The sequence below is a fragment of the Spirosoma utsteinense genome (genome assembly GCF_014282275.1).
In the GTDB taxonomy this organism is placed as follows: domain Bacteria; phylum Bacteroidota; class Bacteroidia; order Cytophagales; family Spirosomataceae; genus Spirosoma; species Spirosoma utsteinense.
This window is the reverse complement of sequence record NZ_VFIA01000006.1, coordinates 67,656-92,273: the sequence shown is the minus strand read 5'-3', so window position 1 is coordinate 92,273 and position 24,618 is coordinate 67,656. Positions and strand designations below refer to the sequence as shown.

22 protein-coding genes are annotated in these 24,618 nt (G+C 52.7%); 7 read left to right on the top strand and 15 right to left on the bottom strand.

Translation table 11 applies throughout. From position 1 onward, the window contains the following. Positions 1–36 precede the first annotated feature (36 nt). From FH603_RS06475 to mce, 5 genes are all read right to left on the bottom strand, one after another. Positions 37–1,413: a cystathionine beta-synthase gene (locus FH603_RS06475; protein ID WP_186736649.1), complete on the bottom strand. Its 1,377-nt coding sequence runs from the start codon at positions 1,411–1,413 to the stop codon at positions 37–39. 5 nt (positions 1,414–1,418) lie between these two features. Then, complete coding sequence (locus tag FH603_RS06470) at positions 1,419–2,033, bottom strand: hypothetical protein (protein WP_186736648.1); 615 nt, start codon at positions 2,031–2,033, stop codon at positions 1,419–1,421. Continuing rightward, entirely contained in the window at positions 2,030–3,106 is a 1,077-nt protein-coding gene (locus tag FH603_RS06465) for an AAA family ATPase (RefSeq protein WP_186736647.1), read from the bottom strand. Before FH603_RS06465 ends, FH603_RS06470 begins: the two co-directional genes overlap by 4 nt. A 114-nt stretch (positions 3,107–3,220) precedes the next feature. Further along, entirely contained in the window at positions 3,221–4,873 is a 1,653-nt protein-coding gene (locus FH603_RS06460) for a M1 family metallopeptidase (RefSeq protein WP_186736646.1), read from the bottom strand. A gap of 6 nt (positions 4,874–4,879) precedes the next feature. Beyond that, positions 4,880–5,290 (bottom strand): methylmalonyl-CoA epimerase, encoded by a 411-nt coding sequence (gene mce, locus FH603_RS06455; RefSeq protein ID WP_186736645.1) that lies wholly within the window; start codon positions 5,288–5,290, stop codon positions 4,880–4,882. A 137-nt stretch (positions 5,291–5,427) separates the two neighbouring features. Here mce and FH603_RS06450 point away from each other — a divergent pair, with 137 nt between their 5' ends. Both FH603_RS06450 and FH603_RS06445 read left to right on the top strand, forming a co-directional pair. Then, on the top strand, positions 5,428–5,754 hold the full coding sequence (locus FH603_RS06450) for a HesB/IscA family protein (RefSeq protein ID WP_186736644.1): 327 nt from the start codon (positions 5,428–5,430) through the stop codon (positions 5,752–5,754). 209 nt (positions 5,755–5,963) lie between these two features. Next, positions 5,964–6,479, top strand: coding sequence for an acyl-CoA thioesterase (locus FH603_RS06445; RefSeq protein WP_186736774.1), 516 nt, complete (start codon positions 5,964–5,966; stop codon positions 6,477–6,479). A gap of 58 nt (positions 6,480–6,537) precedes the next feature. Here the strand turns inward: FH603_RS06445 and FH603_RS06440 are convergent, their stop codons facing one another. The 7 genes from FH603_RS06440 to FH603_RS06410 all read right to left on the bottom strand — a co-directional run bounded on the left by FH603_RS06440 (position 6,538) and on the right by FH603_RS06410 (position 12,695). Next, positions 6,538–7,566: a methionine synthase gene (locus FH603_RS06440; protein ID WP_186736643.1), complete on the bottom strand. Its 1,029-nt coding sequence runs from the start codon at positions 7,564–7,566 to the stop codon at positions 6,538–6,540. A gap of 57 nt (positions 7,567–7,623) precedes the next feature. Continuing rightward, positions 7,624–7,992, bottom strand: coding sequence for a nuclear transport factor 2 family protein (locus FH603_RS06435; protein ID WP_186736642.1), 369 nt, complete (start codon positions 7,990–7,992; stop codon positions 7,624–7,626). Between the two features lie 167 nt (positions 7,993–8,159). After that, positions 8,160–8,663: a GNAT family N-acetyltransferase gene (locus tag FH603_RS06430; protein WP_186736641.1), complete on the bottom strand. Its 504-nt coding sequence runs from the start codon at positions 8,661–8,663 to the stop codon at positions 8,160–8,162. Between the two features lie 43 nt (positions 8,664–8,706). Beyond that, positions 8,707–9,507: a sugar isomerase domain-containing protein gene (locus FH603_RS06425; protein ID WP_186736640.1), complete on the bottom strand. Its 801-nt coding sequence runs from the start codon at positions 9,505–9,507 to the stop codon at positions 8,707–8,709. Positions 9,508–9,741: 234 nt separating this feature from the next. Next, positions 9,742–10,644 carry an ROK family protein gene (locus FH603_RS06420; protein WP_186736639.1) on the bottom strand — a complete coding sequence of 301 codons (903 nt, stop codon included), beginning with the start codon at positions 10,642–10,644 and terminating at the stop codon, positions 9,742–9,744. Next, positions 10,641–11,423: an SDR family NAD(P)-dependent oxidoreductase gene (locus tag FH603_RS06415; RefSeq protein ID WP_186736773.1), complete on the bottom strand. Its 783-nt coding sequence runs from the start codon at positions 11,421–11,423 to the stop codon at positions 10,641–10,643. Before FH603_RS06415 ends, FH603_RS06420 begins: the two co-directional genes overlap by 4 nt. 78 nt (positions 11,424–11,501) lie before the next feature. Then, a complete protein-coding gene (locus tag FH603_RS06410) occupies positions 11,502–12,695 on the bottom strand; it encodes a Gfo/Idh/MocA family protein (protein ID WP_186736638.1) in 1,194 nt (397 codons plus the stop codon). Between the two features lie 122 nt (positions 12,696–12,817). Here FH603_RS06410 and pnuC point away from each other — a divergent pair, with 122 nt between their 5' ends. Next, positions 12,818–13,513, top strand: a complete 696-nt coding sequence (pnuC, locus tag FH603_RS06405) for a nicotinamide riboside transporter PnuC (protein WP_186736637.1) — start codon at positions 12,818–12,820, stop codon at positions 13,511–13,513. Positions 13,514–13,807: 294 nt separating this feature from the next. Further along, positions 13,808–14,116 carry an isoamylase early set domain-containing protein gene (locus FH603_RS06400; RefSeq protein ID WP_186736636.1) on the top strand — a complete coding sequence of 103 codons (309 nt, stop codon included), beginning with the start codon at positions 13,808–13,810 and terminating at the stop codon, positions 14,114–14,116. Positions 14,117–14,203: 87 nt separating this feature from the next. Here the strand turns inward: FH603_RS06400 and FH603_RS06395 are convergent, their stop codons facing one another. The 3 genes from FH603_RS06395 to FH603_RS06385 all read right to left on the bottom strand — a co-directional run bounded on the left by FH603_RS06395 (position 14,204) and on the right by FH603_RS06385 (position 20,092). Next, complete coding sequence (locus FH603_RS06395) at positions 14,204–15,145, bottom strand: hydroxypyruvate isomerase family protein (RefSeq protein ID WP_186736635.1); 942 nt, start codon at positions 15,143–15,145, stop codon at positions 14,204–14,206. A gap of 99 nt (positions 15,146–15,244) precedes the next feature. After that, positions 15,245–18,364 carry a PVC-type heme-binding CxxCH protein gene (locus FH603_RS06390; RefSeq protein WP_186736772.1) on the bottom strand — a complete coding sequence of 1,040 codons (3,120 nt, stop codon included), beginning with the start codon at positions 18,362–18,364 and terminating at the stop codon, positions 15,245–15,247. A 186-nt stretch (positions 18,365–18,550) separates the two neighbouring features. Then, the gene (locus tag FH603_RS06385) at positions 18,551–20,092 is read right to left on the bottom strand and encodes a YifB family Mg chelatase-like AAA ATPase (RefSeq protein ID WP_186736634.1); all 1,542 of its coding nucleotides are present in this window, start codon (positions 20,090–20,092) and stop codon (positions 18,551–18,553) included. Positions 20,093–20,435: 343 nt separating this feature from the next. Here FH603_RS06385 and FH603_RS06380 point away from each other — a divergent pair, with 343 nt between their 5' ends. The 3 genes from FH603_RS06380 to FH603_RS06370 all read left to right on the top strand — a co-directional run bounded on the left by FH603_RS06380 (position 20,436) and on the right by FH603_RS06370 (position 24,584). Continuing rightward, entirely contained in the window at positions 20,436–21,929 is a 1,494-nt protein-coding gene (locus FH603_RS06380) for a M20/M25/M40 family metallo-hydrolase (protein ID WP_186736633.1), read from the top strand. Between the two features lie 152 nt (positions 21,930–22,081). Then, on the top strand, positions 22,082–22,480 hold the full coding sequence (locus FH603_RS06375; RefSeq protein WP_186736632.1) for an FtsL-like putative cell division protein: 399 nt from the start codon (positions 22,082–22,084) through the stop codon (positions 22,478–22,480). Then, positions 22,470–24,584, top strand: a complete 2,115-nt coding sequence (locus FH603_RS06370; RefSeq protein WP_186736631.1) for a penicillin-binding protein — start codon at positions 22,470–22,472, stop codon at positions 24,582–24,584. The genes FH603_RS06375 and FH603_RS06370 overlap by 11 nt, the downstream gene beginning before the upstream one ends. The last annotated feature ends 34 nt before the right edge of the window (positions 24,585–24,618 follow it).

Here is a 24,618-nt window from a genome sequence, read left to right as displayed (position 1 = left end):
ACTCCCCCTCCTCCCTTTCCTCCTTCCTCCCTTCCCCTAATTCGTCATAGCAGCCAGCAGATCGGCCTGGGTGATGATGTGAATCTGCTCTTTTTCGTCGCGCACCAGCAGTGCCTTGTTATCGCGATCAATGAGTGAGGAAAGCGCGTCGATGGTGTTGTCCAGCCCAACGAACTTGAAGGGTTTGTCCATGACATCGCTCACGTGATGGTCTTTTACGGACGGGTCCTGAATGAGCCGGTTCAGCACCGTGGAGTCGGTCAGGCTACCCACAATGTGACCGTCGGCGTCGGTAACGGGGATCTGGGAAATACCGTACCGGTTCAGCACCTGAATAGCCTGGCTCACCGACACCCCCGAACCAATCGTGGTCAGCTCCGAGTGTCCATTTTTGTTGTGGACAATGTCGCGGGCGGTTTTGAACGCGCGATCTTCCAAGAAACCGTGGTCCTTCATCCAGGTATCATTGTAGATCTTACCGAGGTAGCGCGTACCGTGGTCGGGCAGCAGAATGACCATCACGTCGTCGTCGGTGAGGTGTTCACGGGCCCACTCCAGCGCGCCGTGCGTCGCCGATCCGCACGACCAGCCCACAAACAGACCTTCCTCGCGGGCCAGCCGCCGGGTCATGATCGCGGCATCTTTGTCAGTCACCTTCACGAAGTGATCGATCAGGCTGAAATCGACGTTTTGGGGCAGGATATCTTCGCCAATGCCTTCGGTAAGGTACGGATACACCTCGCCTTCATCGAAAATACCCGTCTCTTTATACTTTTTGAAGACCGATCCGTAGGTGTCAATACCAATAGAGATGACCTCAGCACGTTGCTCCTTCAGGAATTTGGCCGTGCCGCTGATGGTGCCACCCGTTCCAACGCCAGCCGCGAAGTGCGTGATCTGGCCGTCGGTGTCGCGCCAGAGTTCGGGGCCAGTAGTTTCGTAATGCGCGGCTGCGTTAGCCGGGTTATCGTACTGGTTAGGGTACAGCGAATTTGGAATGTCTCGATTGAGCTTTTTGGCGACCGAATAGTACGACCTCGGATCGTCGGGGGCTACGTTGGTGGGGCACACGACGACCTCCGCGCCTACCGCCCGCAAAATGTCTATCTTCTCCTGCGACTGCTTATCGGCCATGGTGAAAATACATTTATAGCCTTTACCGATAGCCGCCAGGGCCAAGCCCATGCCGGTGTTGCCGCTGGTTCCTTCGATGATAGTGCCGCCGGGTTTCAGGACGCCCCGTTCCTCGGCGTCTTCGATCATGCGTACAGCGATCCGGTCTTTGACCGAGTTACCGGGGTTGAAATACTCGACCTTCGCGAGAATCGTCCCCCGAATACCTTTGGTGACCTTGTTTAGTTTAACCAGGGGCGTATTGCCAATGGTGTCGATGATGGAGTTGTAGTAATTCATTGTCGTCAAGTTTTGTTGTACGTCGTCAGGAATTCAGATACCTGTTTGTGAAAGTGAGCAAAGCTGCGCGATTGTTTAGCGAGTTTAGAAAAGTCAGCTTTAGCAGCTGACTCACGAACCACTTTTTCGATACGCTGACGATCAGGATTTTTATCGCCGTAAACCTTCTTCTTCGTGTCGTCTTTACCAACAGCCTCCAGGCTATTGGCTGATGCCTGATGTTGCGTGTAATATACCCAACAGTCAATGGCCTGAATAGGCACGTACAGAATCGTTCTGTCTTCGTATTGTCTGTACACTTTACCCATTTTTTCTTTCAATTCACGCAGGCGTTTATCATGAATTTCCAGGTCATCGGTAAAGTCAGTACCATCCAGATCAATACCCGCAATAAAAAGATCACATGGATTTCGATCATCAGTGAAAGATTGAGCACAGTACATTGCGGCTCTATCCAGCACTTTTGATACGCTGGGGTTTTTAGATACAGCAATTTGAATATTGGTCCTGATCGCTTTCAAATCACCCGCTTGCCCAGCAGCCCAACTCATGTAAGCGGGTATGAACTGGTACTCTGCGAACCCTTCGCCAATTAGTGTGTAGCGTAGTGTTTTGCTCATAGAATGGTAGGAACTCCTCCCAGCAGTCCATAAAGCCAGTTTTCGCTCAGGTTCGTTGTCAAGTCAACTTCGTCCAGACCTAACTCAAGATTACGTTGATTCGTTGGCTCAATAATGTCCTTCTGTAGGTTACGGACGTACGTAGCGCCTTCTTCATCTTTGTCAAATACAAATACCGATTCGGGCCGGGTAGCAAAATCATCCAGCACATGCTCATTATGCGTTGTCATGATAATTTGTACGTCCTTCTCCTCAGCCAGTCGAAAGATAAAATCCATCACCTCCCGAATCCGGCGCGGATGAATGCCCCTTTCCGGCTCTTCCAACAGTAGAAGTTTAGGCGGATTTGGTTGATTAATGATACAGAGGAGAGCAAGAAAATAAAGAACTCCTTCTGATACTTCATCAGCCCAGAAATCATTTTCTTCCTGATCAAAAAACTTTAGCCTAAGCCTATTCCCTTCTTTTGAGCTAACTGATGGTGTACCTATGCTTACAATATCACCAACGGAAGTTTGCAGACTATCTTCTAGTCTACGAAATATCTTCTTATGATTTTGGCTTAGGTTAAAAATAAAGGGAATGATGTTTCCGCAATCTGATTCCAACACTTCATCAGAACTGAGAAGGCTTGACTTGACAATAAGTTCTGGGTTTGGCTTATATATTTTCAGATAACCAAACGCACCTTTTAACGTATTACTATCCAGCACAGAAGTGTCATCAGAAAAAAGATACTCAAACGACTTATTAGACCACTTATGTGCAGTAGCCCTACCATTTTTAAACTCAAGCGCTAGGTGTAAGATGTTAATTGCGTTGAAATTATTTGAATTATTAGAGTCAACAATCGCGTGAATAATGACATCACTGTGGCTACCACCCCTATAGGAAAATCGAGAAACTTCACCGGGAATGGCATTCTTCTCAACAAGCCAGTCAAACATCTCCAACGCCTTCAAAAAATTTGTCTTGCCCGAGTTGTTCGGGCCGATGAGCAGATTGACTTTCTGCAGGTCGAGCGTGACGTCTTTCAAGCTCTTGAAGTTCTGGATGGAAACGCGCTTCAGCATGATGGTTCTTGTTATTTCGGTCGGTAAGGGGAGCTTAGCGGGCAACTTTGCCAGAGTTCCAAACTCTGGCAAAGTTGCCCGCTAAGCTCCCCTTACCGACCACAAGGTAAGGATTTACTGACCCATCTGTACCGCCCGCATCAGGACCGTATTATCCGGGTCGATGACAACGGTGCCGGGCTTGCCTGTTACGGGTACGGTGAACGTCTGGCTTTGCTGCGTCATCGTAAGTTTAGCCGTTCGGGATAGTTCGCGGCCGTTCGCACCCCGGATGCTGAACGTAAGTGGTATCGTGAAAATCGTGCCGGTTTTCTGCGCCTGCCGAACGTCGATCACCAGCGACTGTTTGGCCGCATCGTAGCGCGATCCCCAAACCACTTCGGGGTAGCCGGGCTGGTAGAGCCATTGCTGAAAAAACTGCCCCAATTGCTTCCCCGACGCGCTTTCCATAACCGCCTGCAAATCGCTGGTGCGGGCGTTGGCGTTGCGGTAGGTTGTGTAATAAGCCCGAATACCTTTCCAGAATGCGTCATCGCCCACTTCGTGACGCAGCATGTGCAACACCCACCCGCCTTTCTGGTACGAGAACGGATTCAGTAGATCGTTTAAATTGGTCGTCATCGAGTCAATGACCGTACCTTTTGGTTTCAGAGCCGTATACCGGAAAATCTGGCCTTTATTCTGGTCCAGCACCGCGTTGAGCGTATCGCGGCCATAGGCATGTTCGAGGTAGAGCGCCGAGAAATAGGTAGCGAACCCCTCACTCAGCCACAACTGCGACCAGTCGCTTTCGGTAGCCGAGTTGCCAAACCACTGGTGAGCAATCTCGTGCGCCAGCAAAGCCTCTACATCTGAGTCTTTCTTGCCGACGATAATTTTCTCGTTGTAAAAAATACAGCTCGCATTCTCCATCCCGCCGAAAACCGTCGTGGATTGTACGTTGGCCAGCTTTTCGTAGGAATACGGGCCAACCTTATCGATGAAGTATTGCAGGATCTCTTTGGCCGGGCGGTAATCGATGAAACCCTTCTGGCTGTCGTTCGGGTAGAGCCAGCTTTGCACCGGTACCCCACTCACCGCGCCCACCTCTTCTACCGAAAAACGGGCGGCTCCAATCACCATTACTTTCGTAGGAATGGGTGTATTTTCTACCCAGCGCGTTCGTTTACGTCCGTTCGGCAAGGGACTTTCGTCCTGAAATTTACCGTTGGCGATAACGCGGTACGATCCAGGCGCATTGACAGTAAACGCACAGGTAGCTTTGTCGGATGGGTGATCGACGACGGGAATCCAGTTCCGGGCGTTGTTGGGCCAGTTGTCGCCGAAGAAGGTGCGCTCATTAAACTTGTTTCGGCTGATGATCAGACCCCGTGCGGGCGTACCGGCATAGCTGATAATCACTTCGGTAGGTTGGCCGGGGGCCGATGGCAGGTTGATGAATACCCGGTCGTTGCGGTGACTGAACGGCACCGTTTTGCCGTCGGGTAAACGCACGTCCTGAACGCGCATGCCGCCACCGGCCGTATCGCTTTTCGCTTCTACGAGGTCGAACCAGACGCTTTGCCGGTCGTCGGCGCGGGTGAACCGGATGGTGGCTTCGCCTTTAATGCGATTGGTTGAATCGCTGATCGTAAGCGAAAAATTATAATTCAGCACGTCAACACCGGGCTGCGTGTAACGAGCGGCATTCGTTACAGCCTGTCCCCGCGCCATACTGACCAGCAAAATCAGCAACACCGTCCAGACTCCTTTTTTGTACTCCTTCATTCCTGATTACCCTTCTTTAATTTCCTGACACAATTCAATTAACACCCCATTTGTGCCCTTCGGATGCAGGAAACACACCAATTTATTATCGGCCCCGCGTTTGGGAACCTCATTCAATAACGTGAATCCTTCGGTCTTTAGCCGTTCCATCTCGGCCTCGATATCGTCGACCTCAAAAGCAAGGTGATGGATTCCTTCTCCTTTCTTTTCCAGAAACTTCGCGATCGGGCTATCGGGCGTGGTTGCTTCGAGCAGTTCGATCTTGGTCTGGTTGACCCGAAAAAACGACGTTGTCACGCCTTCGGCTTCAACGGCTTCGGCCTTGTAGGGCAGCACATTGAGCAGTTTCGAGAAGAGATCGTTCGAGCTGGCAAGGTCGCGCACGGCAATGCCAATGTGTTCTACGTTGGTGAACATAGGGGTAGTGCCGCCCCTCCGGGTCGGCAGATAATAATTAATCGCCGACCTGGAGGGCGGCACTACAGAACTTTTCCGATTGGTGGAAAGTTAGTAGGTTAGCATTGATTTGCCTCAACATTGATTCGATTACGACTATGGTTACCGTATCTGAGATTGCCAGAAACAAGATTGTCGAACTTCGCCAGAAAGACGGCCTTGCCGCCGACTACGCCATTCGGGTAGCGGTGCAGGGGGGCGGTTGTTCGGGGCTGATGTATGATCTGCAATTCGACGCGGCTCAGCAACCAACCGACCATGTCGTTGAAGATAAGGGTATCAAAATTCTGGTCGACCGGAAGAGCCTGCTCTACCTGGCCGGTACCGAGCTCGATTTTTCGGATGGTCTGAACGGTAAAGGATTCCAGTTCAAAAACCCGAACGCCAGCCGTACCTGCGGGTGTGGTGAAAGCTTCGCCGTTTAAGCGCAGCTTCCCAACAGCATAAACACGATTTTCAGCATAGTGAAAGGCCGCTACACAGCGGCTTTTCTGTTTTTCGGGCGTTGCCATACGAAAGAAATTTGATGCTGATTCCGTATCTATGCACATCAACCCCGTAAATCACCTGACCTGTGAACCCTGCCCCCGCCCCTAGACCCGTTAGCCACTCGCGCACGACGCTCACCGAATTGATGATTCCGGCCTATGCCAACTTTGGTGGGCGCGTACACGGCGGTACGTTGCTGTCACTGATGGATAAGGTTGCCTATGCCTGCGCGGCCAAACATGCCGGCCAGTACTGTGTTACGGTATCTGTCGATGGAGTCAATTTCCGGCAGCCCGTTGACGTGGGCGAGTTAGTTTCCCTCATGGGATCGGTTAACTACGTCGGTAAAACGTCGTTGGTGGTGGGCATAAAGGTCATTGCCGAGAATGTGAAGACTGGCATGGTGAAACATACCAATACGTCTTACTTCACGATGGTGGCGAAAGACGATACCGGCCAGCCTACCGAAGTGCCCGCCCTCCTGCTCGAAACAACCGATGACGTACGGCGTTTTCTGGAAGCGATGAAACGGAAGGAACTCCGTGCGGCTTTCAGCGAGCATTTCGACAATGCCAAAACCGAGATGCTATTCGCCGAAAATATGCACCTCCTCACCAAAGAACGGTGCGAGGTCACCGATGAACTACGGAGCCAACTGTAGTGCCGCCCCTCCGTGTGGGCTGTAAACCCAATTCATTGGCCGACCCAGAAGGACGCCATTACAATTCCCCCCGAACGATTTTAGCACCGGCTACCATGTTGGCCAGCTTTTGCCTGGCGGCCCAGCGGGCGGTCTGGCTTAGGCCGCAATCGGGCGCTACGGCCAGCTTTTCGGCCGGGACGAAGGGGAGGCATTTACGAATGCGCTCGGCTACGTCGTCGGGTGTTTCGATGTAGTAGCTTTTCACATCGATCACGCCCACCGCTACGTCGAAGCGCTCGGCGAACCGTTCGAGCAGGTGAACCTCCGAAAAATTCAGAATGGTCATTTCCGAATGGAGTTCATCGACCGTCATATCCAGAAAATCGGGGAGCATGGGCGCAATGGACTTTTTACCCACCGACCGGCCTTTATAGTTGCCGAAACAGAGGTGCATAGACAGGCGGGTTTTGCCCACACCCGGCGCTACCGTCCGGTTGAAGATATCGACGAACCGTTTGGTATCCTCCCGATAGGCATAGCACGACATCGACGGCTCATCGACGCAGATTTCGGGGACGCCCAGCGCCACCAGATCGGCAATTTCCTTATTCACGAGCGGTAACAGCGCTTCGGTCACCTCCCAGCGGTCTTTGTACAGACTACCCGGCAACAGACGACCGCTTAAGGTATACGGTCCGGGAATCGACACTTTTAGCCCCTGGCCCTCGGGGGCCAGCCGTTTCAGGCGCTGATACTCTTCTACCACACCCAGGCCGCGCGGAGCCGTTAAGGGTTCAACGATGTTGTGTTTTCCCCGCTGGTCGTGGGCCGGAGGACCAAACCGGCGCAGTTCGGTATCGTTGTTCTGGATCCCGTTGATGTAGCCGTAGAACGACAGGTTGAAGTCGAACCGGGTCTGTTCACCGTCGGTGATCACATCAAGACCGGCCGCAACCTGGTCATGCACCGAGGTCACGACCGCGTCTTCGATCATTTCATGAATATCGGCCGGACCAAACTCCGACAGGTTCTGACTGGAAAATTCGAGCCAGCCCGGAAAAGGCATCGAGCCGACAACGGTAGTTTTAATCGGGACGGGTTGCAAATTGGTCGGTGGTTAGCAGTGACTAGTATGTAAACAGGTACAGGTATAGGCTGGTCGTTAGCTATAATCGCTGATGCGGGCAATTTTGCCGTCGCTGAACGCAAACACCGTTACGCCCCGCAACTGCATCGTTTCGCCTGCCTTCAGGCCCGTCGGCAAATCGATTGCCAGCACCGCTTCATATTCTATCTCAACGGCAGCCGTCCGTTCGCCCAACGTGAGCGACCGGATCGTTTGCCGACGGCTCCGAAACACGGGTAGCGACTGGCGGGCGAGTGTCTCGAAGTTGGCTTTACCGCTGGTAGCCGTAATCCCCTGCGTATTGGATACGTTCTCGAACACAATCACATCATGGAGCAGCGCCATCATGGCTGGCACGTCCATCCGGTTGTAGGCGTCAATATACTGGCGGATCAGATTTTCCATCAAACAGGTTTGGCTAATTTCGGGGTAATTAAGTCCTGTGCCACAAAAGCCGGGGCACCACAGGCCGACGAAGAAAATCACGGTAAGCATTCATACAGGCCTGCAAATTGGTGATCGGAATAAGCGGCATTACCAAACAACCCTACTCATCAGACAGCCATTGCCAGTTAAAAAACATACTCCCACCATAGCATCTCCTCGATACTATCGAACAGACGGAAGCCGCTTTTCTCCAGCACTTTCTGCGACGCTACGTTCTCAGCGCTGGTATCGGCAACCACCCTGAAAACGTCGGGTTGACGGCGCGCCCAGCCCACCATACCTGTCACCATTTCGGTCATGTAGCCCTGTCGCTGAAAAGCCGGATAGGTACCGTAACCAATCTCTATAGTGCCTGTTTCGTCGGGTTCACCCTTGAACTTGGCATCCGCTACGATCTGCTGCTTTTCCCGGTCCACAGCTATCCAGATGGTATTGTAAAGTGGATCGCGGTTGGGGTCTCGCAAGCGAGAGATTGTAAAATGGACAATGACGCTGAGTAAGGGCTCCACAACCTGCCGGTGGCCTTTTTGTAATCCCATCGATCGTTCCAACTGGTTATTATCGGCTACGTGCATCCGAAGTTGATCGAGCGTTAAGGGGAGCAACGTCAGGCGTGATGTTTCGATCATACGAAGATAAAATTGAGTACGTATTGCGTCCGATAAGCTGAGACTATAGATCAGGATGGCTAATATAGCTCGGTACGCCAACGTTGGCATAGAGCTTCGCCAGCCGATGGGCGTGTTCGTCATAAGCACTTTCAAATAATGCCACTGCCCGGTCAGCCCCAACGAGTACACCGGCGCTTAAGACGGTAGGGGGTCTGCCAGCTTCGGTTAGTAATTTCGCTACTTCGGCTTTGATGCAGTTAATAAGCACCGCGCCACCGACCGTACTGCCGGGCGCTACGGGCGTATCCAGACCCGGCACCGTCAGCATCGCGTCGCCGATGGGTGCGCCCGTATCCAGGATCAGATCGGCGAAGTCACTGAGTTTTTTACCGTCGGCGCGTTTGCTGGTACTGGCGTCCGAATGCTCTTTGGTGATCAACGCGACCACCTTCACGCCCCGCTGCTGAAACAGCTCTGCCATCTCGATGGGAACAACGTTGCAGCCACTGGATGAAATCACAAGCGCCGAATCCTTTTCAGACAAGTCGTAGTTCCGTAGAATCCGGTCGGCCAGGCCGGGCACGTTTTCCAGAAACATGGCCTGTCGCTGTCCGTTGGCCCCAACGACGAGGTTATGAAACGTCAGCGAAAGCTCGACGATGGGATTGAAACCGGGGAAAGAGCCGTAACGCGGCCACATTTCTTCCACCATGATCCGGCTGTGGCCCGACCCGAACACGTGCACCATTCGCCCAGCCAGGATCGTGTCGGCAAACCAGCGGGCCGTTTGCTGAATCTGCGCCGTCTGCGCGTCGACCGTATCAAGAATTGACCGGCATTTCTGGATGTATAAGTTGGTCAAGGTTTCCAGGGTTTATTTTTTGACAGGGTTTGCAGGATTATAACGTATCCGTCTAGAATTAGTAGCTAACGGCCTTTCGTAGCCTGGACGGCCACGTCCGGGTACTATATAAACTCCTTTTTCCCCGGACGTGGCCGTCCAGGCTACGAAAGGCCGCATAATGGAATTAGGTCCAAGGTAAAATCCTGAACAGTTTAGTGACAGAAAAAAAACATGTCAATTCTGTTCATCCTATCAAAAAAGTGGTTCAGATTGAATGGCGAAACTGGCGGCACCGATCGCACCGGCCATATCACCGAACTGGGCCAGTTTTATAGGCGTAGCGTGTCCACCGGGTCGCCATTCGTAGCAGCGCATGAAGTCGGCCAGCGGCAGCAGTAGCTCGTCTTCGGCCTGCGTAATGCCGCCCCCCAGCACGACCAGATCGGGCGAAAAGGCATTGGCCAGCCCACTGATACCAATCGCTAGTTTCTGTACCGACGACAGCCAGACCCACTGCGCAAAATAGTCGCGTTGCTTCACCGCTTCGAGCAGTTCGTAGGTAGACGAAAACCGGCCCATCGACCGCTTTGCGACGGTGACGTTACCAATGGCGTTTTCCAGACTACCCGGCTGTCCGGCCACGTCCTGATCGGCCATGCCATCGACCGTAATGTGGCCCAGGCTTCCTGCTTTCTGTAGGTTCCCCTGATAGAGTTTTCCGTCGATCAGCACCCCTCCCCCAACGCCCGTACCAAGGGTGAGCATAACCACGTTTTTATGGCCTCTGGCTACACCAAAGCGGCTTTCGGCCAGCAACGCTGCGTGGGCGTCATTGACGACATGAACCGGCGCACCCAGGAAACGTCCCCAGTGGAAGCCTTCCAGCCCACTCAGTCGGCCGGGCATGAACGAGATACACTGGTTGGTGTTGTTAGGCAGACCCGGTGCCGACAACCCGACTGTATTTACTTTCGTGGCCGACTCCGCCCGTAGTTCGGCAACGGTGTCGGCAACTGCCTGCTGCCAGTGGGGGGTACTCCGGTCTTTATCGCCGTTAGTGGGATGGTACAGTTGTTTGATGATTTCGCCCGTTTCGCTATTCATCAGCACACCCTTGATCCAGGTACCGCCGAGGTCAATGCCAATTGCGTTCATAGCTGGCCCTCGCTTACACTCCAGCCCCCATCGATCGTCAGCACCTGCCCGGTTGTAAACAGGGACTGATCCGACATAAAGTAGACAGCGGCTCCGTCGAGGTCGTTTGGATGGCCAATACGCCCGCCATCGAGGGGTTGTTTGCTTCTGGTAAACGCCATAATCGTTTCGTCGGTGGTAGCGCGTTTGGCCATGGGTGTTTCAACCAGCGCGGGGGCCAATGCGTTGACGCGAATGTTGTCATTGGCGTAGTAGGCCGCTACCGATTTGGTGAAGCCAATCACGGCCGATTTCATAGCTGCATAGGCATGAGTTGCAAAGTAAGCCGGTGAGGGCCTCGATCCCAGCACCGACCCCATATTCAGGATAACCCCCCCGCTCGCCTGCGCCCGAAACGCCCGCACGGCGGCCTGGTTCGACAGCATGAGCGAGGTAAGGTTGAGATTAACGGTGTAGTGCCAGCCGTCGAGGGTGATTTCGTGCAGCGGTCCATCACCAAAACGCCGACCACTGCCGCCCGCCACATGATACAAGCCGTTGAAATCGCCGAAAATCTCCTGGCACAGGGTGATGGCTTTGGAAGCGGTTTGCGGGTCTGATGCATCGCCAGACATAGCGAGTCCGTTCCCATCAAGTTGTTTCTCGGCGACGGCGCAACTGTCCGGGTTTCGTCCAACCACAACAACTTGAGCCCCCTCGCGCACAAAGGCCCGTGCGGCCGACAGACCCATGCCCGTGGTGCCCCCGATAATTACAATCTTCTTATTTTCTAACCACATTGCATTCACGATATGGCTTGGGTTTATAATGTGCAAGAAACAAAAATGAATGGCTATCGACAACTTCTGATAGCTAGCTTACAGCAGATCCCGCTCCACAATTTTACCGCTTACCTTCTCCTTCAAAATCACTTTGTTGCGCCCGTCGTGGGTCATTTCCTGTTTGATCAGGTAGTGGTCGGCGTCGTAGTCGGTCAACGTGGTCTCCATGGTCAGGCCCTCACGACCGCGCCATACCGGCAGTTGAACCGGCTCCCACTGCTTCGTATCGGCCGATTTGTAGGCAGCATCCAGAATAGCATTGACCACATAGCCGTCATAGAACGTTTCGGCGGGGTCGCGACCTTCTTCGGCAGCGGCAAACATATCGGTAAACATGTGATTATAGCCCAGGTCATTGACCTCATCGCCAACGGGAAACAGCCAGCCGGTGTTGCTTTCGGCCTTTTCGGCAACGTAATCCGCACCTTTGCCCGTAGTGAACATTTCGAAGCCCGTTCGCAGGAAATTGTTGATCCAGATCGTTCCTTCGGTACCCATCACTTCGTCGCGCAGGTCCATACCGCCCCGGAAGGCCCAACTCACTTCAAACTGCCCGATAGCTCCGTTTTCGTACTTCACCAGCGCAATGGCATGATCTTCGGCATCGATGGGTTTTACCTGCGTAGCCGCCCAGCACATAACCTCGACCGGCCGGACGTCTTTACCAATAAAATTTCGGGCAATCTCGACGCAGTGGCAGCCCAGATCGAGCATACAACCACCCCCCGCCTGCTCTTTGTCCCAGAACCAGTTGGAGTGCGGGCCGGGATGGGCTTCGCGGGATTTGGCCCAGAGAATACGGCCCAATGCGCCATTCCGGACGGTTTCCATCGCCTTCAAGAACTTGGGTGAGTAACAGAGATCTTCCAGATAACCACCGAAGAGGCCCGCGTCTTCAACCAATTTCATCATTGTAAGGGCTTCGTCGGCGGTGCGGCCGAGCGGCTTTGTACAGATGACATTCTTTTTGTGTTTGGCGCAAAGTTCAACCGCCAGCGCGTGCAGGTTATTGGGCAACGCAATGCATACCATCGTAACGTCGGGGTGGGCAATGACCTCTTCCAAATCAGTCGACAGGAACGAGCAGCCGTAGTCATCGGCGAATTTTCGGGCCGTTTCTTCCCGTCGGGCGTAGATAGCAATGACTTTGTCGCGGCTGCGTTGGCCGTGAAGGGATTCGGCATAGAAACGGCCAATGAAGCCGCCCCCCAGCATAGCAATTTTCTGCATAGTGTTTTGTGTATTTTAATCACAGCACACGGTAAGGTTTTAACAGCGTACCCAAAACCTTTACTTACCCTGTGCTGAACTTTGTGTTCTTTGTGATTAAAAGCCGTATTCTCTCAAATCTCATGTCCAACTTTTTCGACATCGATACCATTTTCTTTACCCTGTGGGGGTACCCAATGAGTTATCTGGAGTTTTCCGGCGTACTAACGGGCAGTCTGGCCACCTGGCTCGTTGCCCGAAACAATGTCTGGACCTGGCCCATTGCCTTAGTAAGCGTATTTCTGTTTTTTTTCCTGTTCTATCAGGTACAGTTATATCCCGACATGTTCCTGCAACTCTTTTTTCTGATAACCTATTTGCTGGGCTGGTGGCGCTGGACACACCCCAAAGAAGACGAGCGGGTGGCGGAGTCGGTCAGTGACCGTAAAAGGTTGCGTATTACCCGAATGACGGCCCGCCAACTGATGGTCTGGTCACTGGCGAGCGTAGCAGGAACGGCGCTGGTTGGTACATTTGCCAGAAACCTCCATACCTGGTTTCCTACGGTATTCAGCCAACCCAGTGCCTTCCCCTACCTCGACTCGTTCACCACAGTTATGAGCATTATGGGCACTTTTCTGATGATTGAGAAGCGGCTGGAATGCTGGTACGTATGGCTGGTTATTGATATAATCTCGACCTACATGTACTTCGTCAAAGACGTTAAACTGGTTGGGGTCGAGTATTTGTTTTTTTGTTTCCTTGCTGCTTTGGGCGCCCGTAACTGGACAAGGGAATACCGCAGCTACCCATTGTTGGATAAAGGACTATTGCCTTAGGTTGGCTCAATTGTAAACCTGACCTTGTACATCAGAATCAGACAGCCAGCCAGTTGTGACGTAAGTAATTGGCTTATAGGCATAACTAGTGCTCGTATACACACCCAAGTGGCGAGATTCCACGCTGATTGAAAGGCCGCTTGGTAAATAATCCACGTATATACAGGTTGCAGTATAATACATAATGTAATGAATATAATTATTTGAAGAATATTTACCCATAACCTACTGATAACTATGACTTTATTTATTTTAGAGCATAATTTTGCACAATAAACTAAACATTGATTCACTATGGCAGTTGCCAAGCAATTTATCAAAAGCAAGCCTGTTTGTAAAGTAACGTTTGCGTTGTCGGCCGAAGCCGTCAATGGAGCTAAGACGGTTGCTGTCGCTGGCGATTTTAATGGCTGGGACGCTACCGCCCAGGTGTTGAAGAAGCAGAAGGACGGTTCGTATAAGACGACGGTTGAACTGCCTGTAGGTGGGGAATACCAATATCGTTACATTCTGGATGGTACGACTTGGACTAATGATTGGGCTGCCGATAAATATGTAGCCAGCGGAATTTCGTCTGACGAAAATTCAGTTGTTGTATTGTAAAAAGGAGAAAAGCAGGAGGGAGGAAAGGAGAAAGGGGTATGCATGCAAAGCATTTTTCCTTTCCTCCCTCCTGCTTTTCTCCTTCTCTTATACCGTAAAGCTATCCGATTCGACGTAGGCTTTGATCAGCGCTAGTTCGCCTTCCTTTCCGGTCATCGATTTTCCGTGCTCCATCCCGAAAATGAACTCCTTCTTTTCGGCTTTGGCTTTCTGATACACGTGCTTGAATATGTTCTTGTAGTTGATCTCGCCCGTCGTCGGCTCGTTCCGGCCTGGATTATCCCCAATTTGAAAATAAGCAATCTCATTCCACGACCAGTTGATATGCGGAATGATGTGGCCTTCGTTTTTCTGCATGTGATAAATATCAAACAGCAGTTTACAGGACGGGCTGTTAACCCCCCGGCAAATTTCATAGGTCTGATCGGAGGTGCGCAGGAACAGGTTTGGTGAATCACTGAGCGGTTCGAGCACCATGACGATACCAGCAGGCTCGAGAATCTCGGCACCCCGGCGCAACGCGTCGATTACGTTACCCGTTTGAATCCCAATAGGCAGGTTGCGTTCAAAGTCGCCGGGTACGACTGTCGTCCATTTGGCATTTACCCGTTTTGCGGTTTCGACAGCCCGACGGCAACCGTTCAGAAAAATATCGACATACTCAGGCTTGCCGGCTGCCAGCGTGTTCTGCGAATTGCCTCCCTTGTCGAGCACGAACACGCCCATGGTTATACCCAGCCGCGCCATTTCCTTGCCCATTTTTTCCTGCATGGCTGGCTCCCGTCCCATCATGCCGTTGTCTTCCAGCGCGGTAAACCCCATATCGGCCATAAACTTAAGCTGGTCGATAGGGTCTTTGCCCGCACTGTTCTCAAACATGCCAATATGAGGGGCGTACTTAAGCTTGAAGCTATTCTTAGCCAGCAGGTTGGGCTGCGCGTGCCAGTTTGTGGCTACCGATTCGCCCAGGCCAGCGGCCCCCAAACCGGCTGCGCCGAAGGTTGATTTGACAAAACTGCGTCGTTGCATGACTCTTAAAGGTATAGGTTTGTGTTTGTCAGCCTAAAAATGAGGGAGCACCCTCAACTGAAGATGCCCCCAAGAATGAGTTACTACAAAGAAACGAGATTATTTCTTTTTCATACTCGCCAGGTACTCGACTAAATCGACCAGCTCCTGATTGCTCATCGCTTCCTGCAGGCCCGAAGGCATCATCGATGAATCCATTTTTTTCATCGACACTACATCAGCCATTTTGTAATTGGAAATAACGCCACCGGGAAATTTCATCTGCAAATCGGTTTCGGTTTTGCTCGATACGATACCCGCCATAGTGCTGCCATCTTTGAATTTCACCTCCCAGCCTTCATAGCCAAAACTAATGCCTGCATCCGGATGCAGAATAGCAAGGTACTGGCCTTCTTTGGGTAGCTTCGAACCAATTTCCGAAAGCTTAGGACCAAAATCCATACCCTCTCCATTGACCTGATGGCAAACAGAACAGTTTGTTTTGAATACATTGACGCCCTTTGTTGCGTCGCCGTTCATGGCCAGCAGTTCGTTGATTGACGGCAGTTTCTTACTGCCCGTCACCGCGCCACCATCGAGATAACTGGCGGCATCCTGACGGATTTTTTTACGCCACGCGCCACTGACCCCCTGTACGGCAACTGCTTTGTAATCGCCCTTGATATCACCCGATTTCAGCAACGCAACCACTTCATCTTCGCCATCCTGGCTACCGCCCAGCGAGCGGGTTGCTTCCCGACGAAGGGCGGTTGGCCGCTTCTCGTCCAGCGCAACGGTTTTTAACATATCGATCGATTCTTTATTGCCCACCCGTCGCAGGGCCATCAGCATGTTGAGCGCTGCATCCTGATCACTACCGTTGATAACCTCCCACGCCAGCGACCCACCGCCTTGTTTAAGCAGTTGCTTGGCCGCATCCCGGCCAATGCCATCCTGTGCCTTTTGAACGGCCAATTGCTTGAGTCGTACGTTTTCCGAGGTGGGTTCGTAGCGGGAAACCAGTTCGACATACTCCTGCGTACCGTACACATCGGTCATGAGTTTGTTCAGGGCAGTTGCCGCCACTTGCGATGTTTTCACAAAAGCAGGGTCAAGATGACGTAAGGCCAGTTTGGTTACGTCGGCAGACGACGCACTGGTTGAGCCACTGTTGGCTTGTAGAATGCCTAGCAGCGCATTCGATTTTTCGGTGCCACCGGGGTTGAAGTCGAACGCCCGGAAATACCGTAACCGCTGATTGATATCCGTTTGTGAGTCGCCCGCCAGTTTGGCCAGCATCGGTACTGACTCTTTGGTACGGGCCCGCCACACGATATCGCGACCACCCGCATTGGCAATAGGGTCACCGTTTAGTTGTTTGATCCAGGCCGTGTAATACGTATCCCAGTTGCCATCGGCACCGATACCAAGCGCTTCCAGGTACCAGCGATCTTTACCGTCGTGTTTGCTGGCCAGCTGCGCCCACAAAGCCGGAGCCTCAGCCGACTTGCTACCACGTAAGGCAATAGCGCACTCCCGGCGTACCTGTGCGTCGGTATCGTTAACGAGTTGCTTGACAGTAGTGGTAATGTCACCGGGCAGTTGTCGGGCAGCCCGCAGCGCCGTAATGCGCAGATCTGAATTGGCATCGGCTAGAGCAGCCTTTACGTACTGCTGGCCTTTGTTGTCCGGTAGTTTGCTTAATAACCAGAGCGCACGGGCTTTCTGGCGTGGGTCGGTGGTTGTTTTATAGAATTTGGCAAGTGGCTTTTCGGCCTTCATACCCATCTCATGTAATTTCTGCCAGCCTGAATACCGGATCGACATGTTCGGACTTTGCAGCGCGTCGATAGCACCTTCGGTCGTTGTGACGTCCACTTTCGGCATGGTGTAGGGCGAACCAGGAGGGGCTACACGGTAGAGACGCCCTTTGCTCTGATCACCTGCCTGGTGACCGCCAACACCAGGATCGTACCAGTCGGCAATAATGAGCGAACCGTCGGGCGCTACGCATACGTCGGCTGGCCGGAACCACTGGTCCCGGGCTCCCTCCAGCACATTTACGATCTCAGCTTTGTAGCCTGCCCCGTCTTTCTGAACGGGATACGAGCGCACCACATTTGGTCCGGCATCGCAGTGGATCATCTGCCCCTGGAATTGCTTCGGCAACAGCTTACCTTCATACACGATCATACCCGTTGGCGAACCGGCACCGGTTTGCAACAGGTTTGGGATACTACCGGGATCGTTGAGGTGCCAGTGTTTTTTGGGCGTTTCGGCTTCTATGTTTGTCCGGTTTGCCTGCCAGCCTGCGCCGGTCAGTTCATCGGTATAACCGTAGTTACCATACTCCATCACGTAGTTGATCCGTACGCCCTTGTTGCCGTCATCGTCGTTGTCCGACTGCCACAGCGTTCCGTATGAATCGACAGCTACTTCGTAGTTATTCCGGAAGTTCTGGCCCAGCAGTTCCACGTTCTTTCCGTCGGGATCGCAGCGGAACACCATGCCTTGCCTGAAGTTTTGCTTGTCGATGGGCTTTCCCGTCGCTACGTCGACTACGGGCTTACCGTCCTTATCCAGGAGTTGCTTGCCCTCGTTACCGAAGTTAAAATACCACTTCCCATCGGGACCGAACACGAACGTGTGCATGCCATGGTCATGCTGTTCGCCACCGATACCCGTAAACAACAGTTCCTTTTTATCGGCTTTATCGTCACCATTCTCGTCGGTGAAGACCCAGACGTTGGGGCTGTCGGAAACGATGACTTTGTTACCCTGCACCCATATACCCAGGGGTGACTCAAGTTCTTTTCCCTGATAGAAAACCTTCGTAACATCCGCTTTCCCGTCGCCATTGGTATCTTCCAGAATCACGATACGGTCGCCCGCTTCGTTGGTTGGGTTACCGTTAATGGCCGGGCGATAGTTGTACGCTTCACAAACCCACACGCGTCCTCTGGCATCAACATCAATGTCGGTGGGATTCTTGAGCATTGGTTCGGCCGCAAACAGGGTTGCTTCCAGACCGGGTGCCACGTTGAGACTACCCACCGCATATTTAGGATCGTGCTTGTCGTCGTCGGTAAGGCGCGCAAACAAGGCCGTCAGATAGCTGCGCGAAGCCGCGTTGAGGTTGCGGTTCTGGTAAGCGCCAATGAACGTACCGCCAACCAGCAAACCAGCGGCCGACAAAGCCACTGCCCGCCGGGCAAGGGCTGATAATGTCGAGGAACGCATATTCATGAGTTAAAATGAGAAAACGAAGAATTGAACTTTACCATGTAAATATAGACACAAATCTGGCTGGTACGAACAAGAAATGAACACCTTCACGCAGTCATTTCACGCATCGATAAGCTGATTGGCACCAGGCTATTCACCAAAGGCAGTACACCTTCAAATATCCCCATTAGCTCCCGTGATTTACCCCGCCCAATTTTCCCGGTCCAGGCTCCGGTATTGAATGGCTTCGGCCAGATGCTCGATTTTGATTTCGTCGCTGCCAGCCAGATCGGCAATCGTACGCGACACTTTCAGGATCCGGTCATATGCCCGCGCCGACAGACCCAGCCGCTCCATGGCTGTTTTGAGCAGCATGCGGCCTGCATCGCTAATCACGCAGATTTCCTTTACCAGTTGCGATGGCATCATGGCGTTGGAATAGATACCCGGTTGTTCTACAAATCGCGCTGTCTGACGCTCACGAGCCCGTATAACCCGCTCCCGAATGACTTCGCTTGGCTCTGAAGGACGATTGGCGGTCATCTGGTCGAAAGAAACGGGCGTCACTTCTACGTGCAGGTCAATCCGGTCGAGCAGCGGCCCGCTCACTTTAGCCAGGTATTTCTGCACCACGCCCGGTCCGCAAACACAGTCCTTGTCGGGGTGATTGTAATAGCCACACGGGCACGGATTCATGCTGGCGATAAGCATAAAGCTGGCCGGAAACTCTACGGCCCATTTAGCCCGCGAAATATTCACCTTGCGGTCTTCGAGTGGCTGGCGCATAACCTCCAGCGCCGACCGTTTGAACTCAGGCAACTCGTCCAGAAAAAGCACACCATTGTGCGCCAGAGAGATTTCACCCGGCTGGGGAAAGCTACCCCCGCCCACCAGGGCCGCATCCGAAATCGTGTGGTGCGGAGCGCGATAAGGGCGGGTGGCAATCAGCGTAGCGCGGGTACCCAGTTTGCCGGCGACGGAGTGGATTTTAGTTGTTTCCAGCGCTTCCTGCAACGTCAGGGGCGGCAAAATACTGGGCAGGCGTTTGGCCAGCATGGTCTTACCGGCACCCGGTGGCCCAATCATGATCACATTATGGCCGCCAGCAGCCGCAATTTCCATCGCCCGCTTGATGTTTTCCTGACCCTGAACATGCGAAAAATCAGCATCGTAAGCGTTAAGCTGACTCATGAACAGATCACGCGTGTCGGTTTCCAGGGGCGTAATGTCCTTTTTCCCTTCAAAAAACTCGGCCGCTTCCTGAATTGTCGACACGCCAATCACATCCAGTTGATTAACAATGGAAGCTTCCTGCGCATTTTCGGTTGGAAGAACGAATCCTTTATAACCGCGCTTTCTCGCTTCGATCGCAATCGGCAGCACACCCTTGATAGGCCGTAAGGTGCCGTCGAGCGCCAGTTCGCCCATGATTACATAGTCATCCAGCTTACGCGTGGTGGTAATCTGTTCAGACGCTTCGAGCACACACAGACCAATGGGCAGGTCATAGGAAGACCCTTCTTTACGGATATCGGCGGGGGCCAGGTTAACGACGACCTTTTGGCGAGGCATCTTGTAACCAAAAAACTTCAGCGATGCTTCCACCCGCTGCTCGCTTTCCTTAACAGCACTATCGGGCAGCCCGACGAGGTGAAAATGTAATCCCTGTGCAACAACTACTTCAATGGTAATGATGCTGGCATTGACGCCGTAAACGGCCGCACCGTAAGTTTTGGCTAACATGTCAGGGTACAGTAAACGAATAAGGGCGATAGGTATCAAAACTACGGAACGACCAGCCAATAAAAAAACGAGGTACAAAAACACTCCCCTCCATGTGGCAGCCCTGTTCGCCGAATCATTCTATTCAGGTCCGTAGATGCCCCCAGGCGACTACCAGCCAACGATTGTCGTTGCACGCCCGGAACCGAATTGATCACCACTGTGCCGCTTAATAGAAACAATGTCGGCAAGTGAATTTTACAGATTGGCATCCGAACGCTTTTAGCCTACATTGCGTCTAGAGAATCGGCCCCTCATCACCGGCGTTTTTCGTATATTTATCTGAGAATTGAAACCCCCTTCTATGCACCGAACGTTTTACGTGCCCCGCTTCTGGCTCGTCTTGTTCTGTATCGGCACCGCCAGTTGCCTGACTGCCTTTTACCCCGACAAAATTTCGCTCGAAAAAGCTTTTTCCCGCATCAACACGGAAGTTGACCAACGCAGCCGCGCCTATGAAACCCTGTCCGATGCGTCGCAGCGGGTGGGCCACCGCCTGACAGGCAGCGTCAACGGAAGCCGTGCCGAAGAGTATGCCTATAACCTGCTGGCTTCCTACGGGTTTAAAGATGTTCGCTATGAACCTTTTGAAGTAGAGGCATGGGCGCGTGATACCGTTACACTGTCGGTGGTTCCCGACCGGAGCGATAACTTCCGCGAAGTAGCCGTGGTTTCGCTGGCTCACTCACCCGTTGAAGCACACATCAGGGGCGAAATTATCGACGTGGGCAACGGCCTGGAAGGTAACTTTGCCAGTATGAAGGACAAAATAAAGGGCAAGGTCGTGCTGGTCAACATCGGCCTGTCAAACCCCACAAAAGGTGCCCGTAATCTCCACCGTTCCGAGAAAACGGCGCTGGCCATTCAGTACGGTGCATCCGGCGTCATTATGGTCAACCTCGTAGCCGGCAACGTACTGCTTACGGGCACGGCGTCGGTAACGGGTAAGTTGATCGCCATTCCGTCGGTCTGTATTTCGCTCGAGAGCGGGCAGGCACTGCGGTCATGGATGCAGGAGGAAAACAGCCGCCTGCATGCCATTATCGACATGACCAATACAAGCCGGAAAATCCGTGCCCGTAATGTAGTGGCTACGCTGAAAGGCGCTAAATACCCGAATGAGAAAATTATTATTGGCGGTCACCTGGATTCGTGGGACCTGGCAACGGGTGCCATCGATAACGGAATCGGTTCATTTGCGGTCATGGACATCGCCCGTACAATGAAAGCATTGGGTCTGAAGCCCAAACGAACCATCGAGTTTGTTCTGTTTATGGGGGAAGAACAGGGGCTGCTTGGCTCGCGGGCGATGGTCGAGAACCTGAAGAATTCAGGAAACCTGGACAAAGTCCGGTATATGATGAACCTCGATATGACCAACGACCCCAATGGCCTGAATGCCTTTGGCCGGAGCGATATGGTGTCGTTCCTGAATGTCGTAGGCGAAACAATGAAACGAATCGATCCCAGCTTTGCCAACCAGATGGAAAACCAGGCGGGCCTGCACTCCGACCACCAGCCGTTTATGCTCGAAGGGATACCCGTCGTTGGCATGAATGGTCATTTGGACCGCTCGGTGCTCGACTGTTACCATGCCGACTGCGACAAGATGAACCTTGTCAAACCCGATCAGCTGAAAAACACGGTTCGCTACTCGACGATGTTGCTTTATGCGCTGGCCGATGCTGACGATATTCCAACCAGACGCCAGACCGACTCTCAAACCCGTGATTACCTCGTCATGCAGGGACTCAGGACCCCGTTACAAATCGCGAATGAGTGGCGGTGGAAAGAATAACTTCTTAGCAGAAGACCCATAACGCAACCGGGCCAAAAGACTACCATCTCAGGGGAGTAATGGTAGTCTTTTGGCCCGGTTGCTTTTTTTCTATTCGAGGGGTTTACCAATGTTTTTGTTTCTTTGTATTGACACGGCCTGTTACCCTCGTTATGGCAAAAAATACCTTTCGCGAACCAGAGCGCATTCCTAAACAGAAAAAGCAACGGCGTCGGCTCAAGTTAGCATCCTGGCTTAACGACTTCATTGGGTTGGACCGGCTTTTTGGTGAAGATAATGCCTGGCCAATCCGCCATATTGACCGTATCCTGTGGATCACGTTCTTACTCATCGTATACATCGGCCTGAATCACAACGCCGAGCGACTTGTCCGGCGCATCCAGCGAACCAAAACACAGGTCGACGAACTTCGCTCGCAGTACACCGTGCTGAATGCCGATTTTATGAAGAGCGGCAAACAGTCTGAAATTACGAAGCGGGTTGCCGGGCTCGGTTTGTCCGATAGCCAAACCCCACCCCACAAAATAGTCGTCAAGTCCGATGAACATTAAGCAGGATATTATTCAACGGGCAAACCACGTTTTCTACGTTGTGCTGGCCCTCGCTTTCGCGGTGGTAATGCGACTGGTTTACGTCCAGTATTTCCAGACATTCAAGGGTCAGTTCTGGCGCGAACGTGTGGCGGCAACGCTCATCCAGCGCGATACGATCCGGGCTATGCGGGGCAATATCCTGGCGGCCGATGGCAGTCTACTCGCAACCTCGTTACCCACTTACGTCGTTGGCCTCGATCCAACGACAGCTAAACCGGAATACTTCGGCAAGAAAGTAGATTCCCTGGGCCTACTCCTGGCCCGCATCTATAAAGATCGTTCGGCGCGCGACTACGCTGACCTTGTGCGGGATGCGCGCGCCCGCAAACGCCGGTATGTGTTGTTGAATCGTCGGCGCGTTACGTTCCAAGAGCGCCAGATGATGCTGAAATGGCCTTTTTTCCGGTCCTCGGCAAAGGTGGCAGCGCGTGGTGGTGTGCTACGCCCCTACTACGAACGTTACCACCCTTTTGGATCGATGGCTGAGCGTACCATTGGCAACCTCGACGCCAAAACCGGGCGGGGACTAATTGGTCTGGAAGCCTCGTTCCAGCCAGCGCTGGCGGGCAAAAACGCCGTCGGTCTGGTCGAAGTCTTATCGGGTGGTATCCGCAAACCAGTCGACGATGGCCCCGAGATGAAACCGGAGCCAGGTATGGATCTGTACACGACAATCGATGTTAACTTTCAGGATATGGCCGAAACATCCCTTCGGTCGGCGCTTGAAAAATACAAGGCAGACAAAGGCTGTGTTATCGTGATGGAAGTGGCAACCGGCGAAATCCGGGCTATGGCCAATTTATCGAAGCGCCGGGACAATACGTATGTCGAGAACTTCAATCATGCGCTGGCAGGACGGACGGATCCTGGCTCTACCTTCAAACTGGCAACGATGATGGCCCTGATGGAAGAGAAAGCGATCTCATTGAATCAGCTGGTAGCTACAGGTGGCGGATCGATGCGGTATAACGGCCTGGGAATTCATGACGCCAAACGGGGAGGAGCCGGAACGATTACGGCGCGGCAGGTTTTTGAGAAGTCATCGAACGTAGGCATTCATTTACTAATGAAAAGTTACTTCTATAGCCGCCCTGACCTCTACTGTCAATATCTGCGCCGGTTCCATCTGACTCAGCCAACAGGGATTCACATGAAAGGGGAAGCTATCCCTGTTGTTCGTAACCCCGACATGAAAGGCTGGAGTAAGGTGTCGCTGACCTCCATGTCTTACGGCTACGAAATGCAGATAACACCCCTCCAGATGCTGGCCTTTTACAACGCGGTAGCCAATGATGGCCGATGGGTGCGCCCGATGCTGGTTCGTAAAATCAAACTGGCTAACGAACTGGTTGAGGATAACCAGCCGGAAATAAGCGCAGAGCCTATCTGCTCCCCTGAAACTGCCAGAAAAGCGCAGGAACTGTTGCGTGGGGTTGTCGAACATGGAACAGCAAAGCACATAAATAATCCCCACTATGCTATAGCCGGCAAAACCGGCACGGCTCAAAAAGTCATAAACGGTCGCTATCAGGTCGGGAAATACTACACCTCGTTTATTGGTTATTTTCCAGCCAATAACCCTAAGTACACCATGATCACGGCAATCGATAGCCCCCAGGGTAATAACATAGACCTACTCTATGCCGGAGCCGTAGCCGCCCCCGTATTCAAAGAGGTAGCTGACCGGATCGTAGCCTACGACATCCGAATGCATGCCCCCATCAGAGCCGGGGGACGGCAGCCACGTCCGGCCTCAGCCTTACTGGCCGGGTATGCCGACGATCTGCATACCATCAGTAGTACTCTAAACATGGACAGTGAACCATCAACCGAAGGGTGGGTTGAAACAACAGAAGATGGGCGTTGGAAATCACGGCCTACCCGTCCTAACCAGGTACCCGATGTACGGGGATTGACACTACGGGATGCGTTGTTCCTGCTCGAAAACCGAGGATTCCGGGTAGTTGTTGAAGGAAAAGGAAAGGTAAAAGAGCAATCCGTGGAGCCTGGAACAGGGTCGGTAGACATAGCCGCCAAAACGATTACACTCAAGCTCGGCTAAACAAAAAAGCCCGTTCGCTGAAGCGACGGGCTTA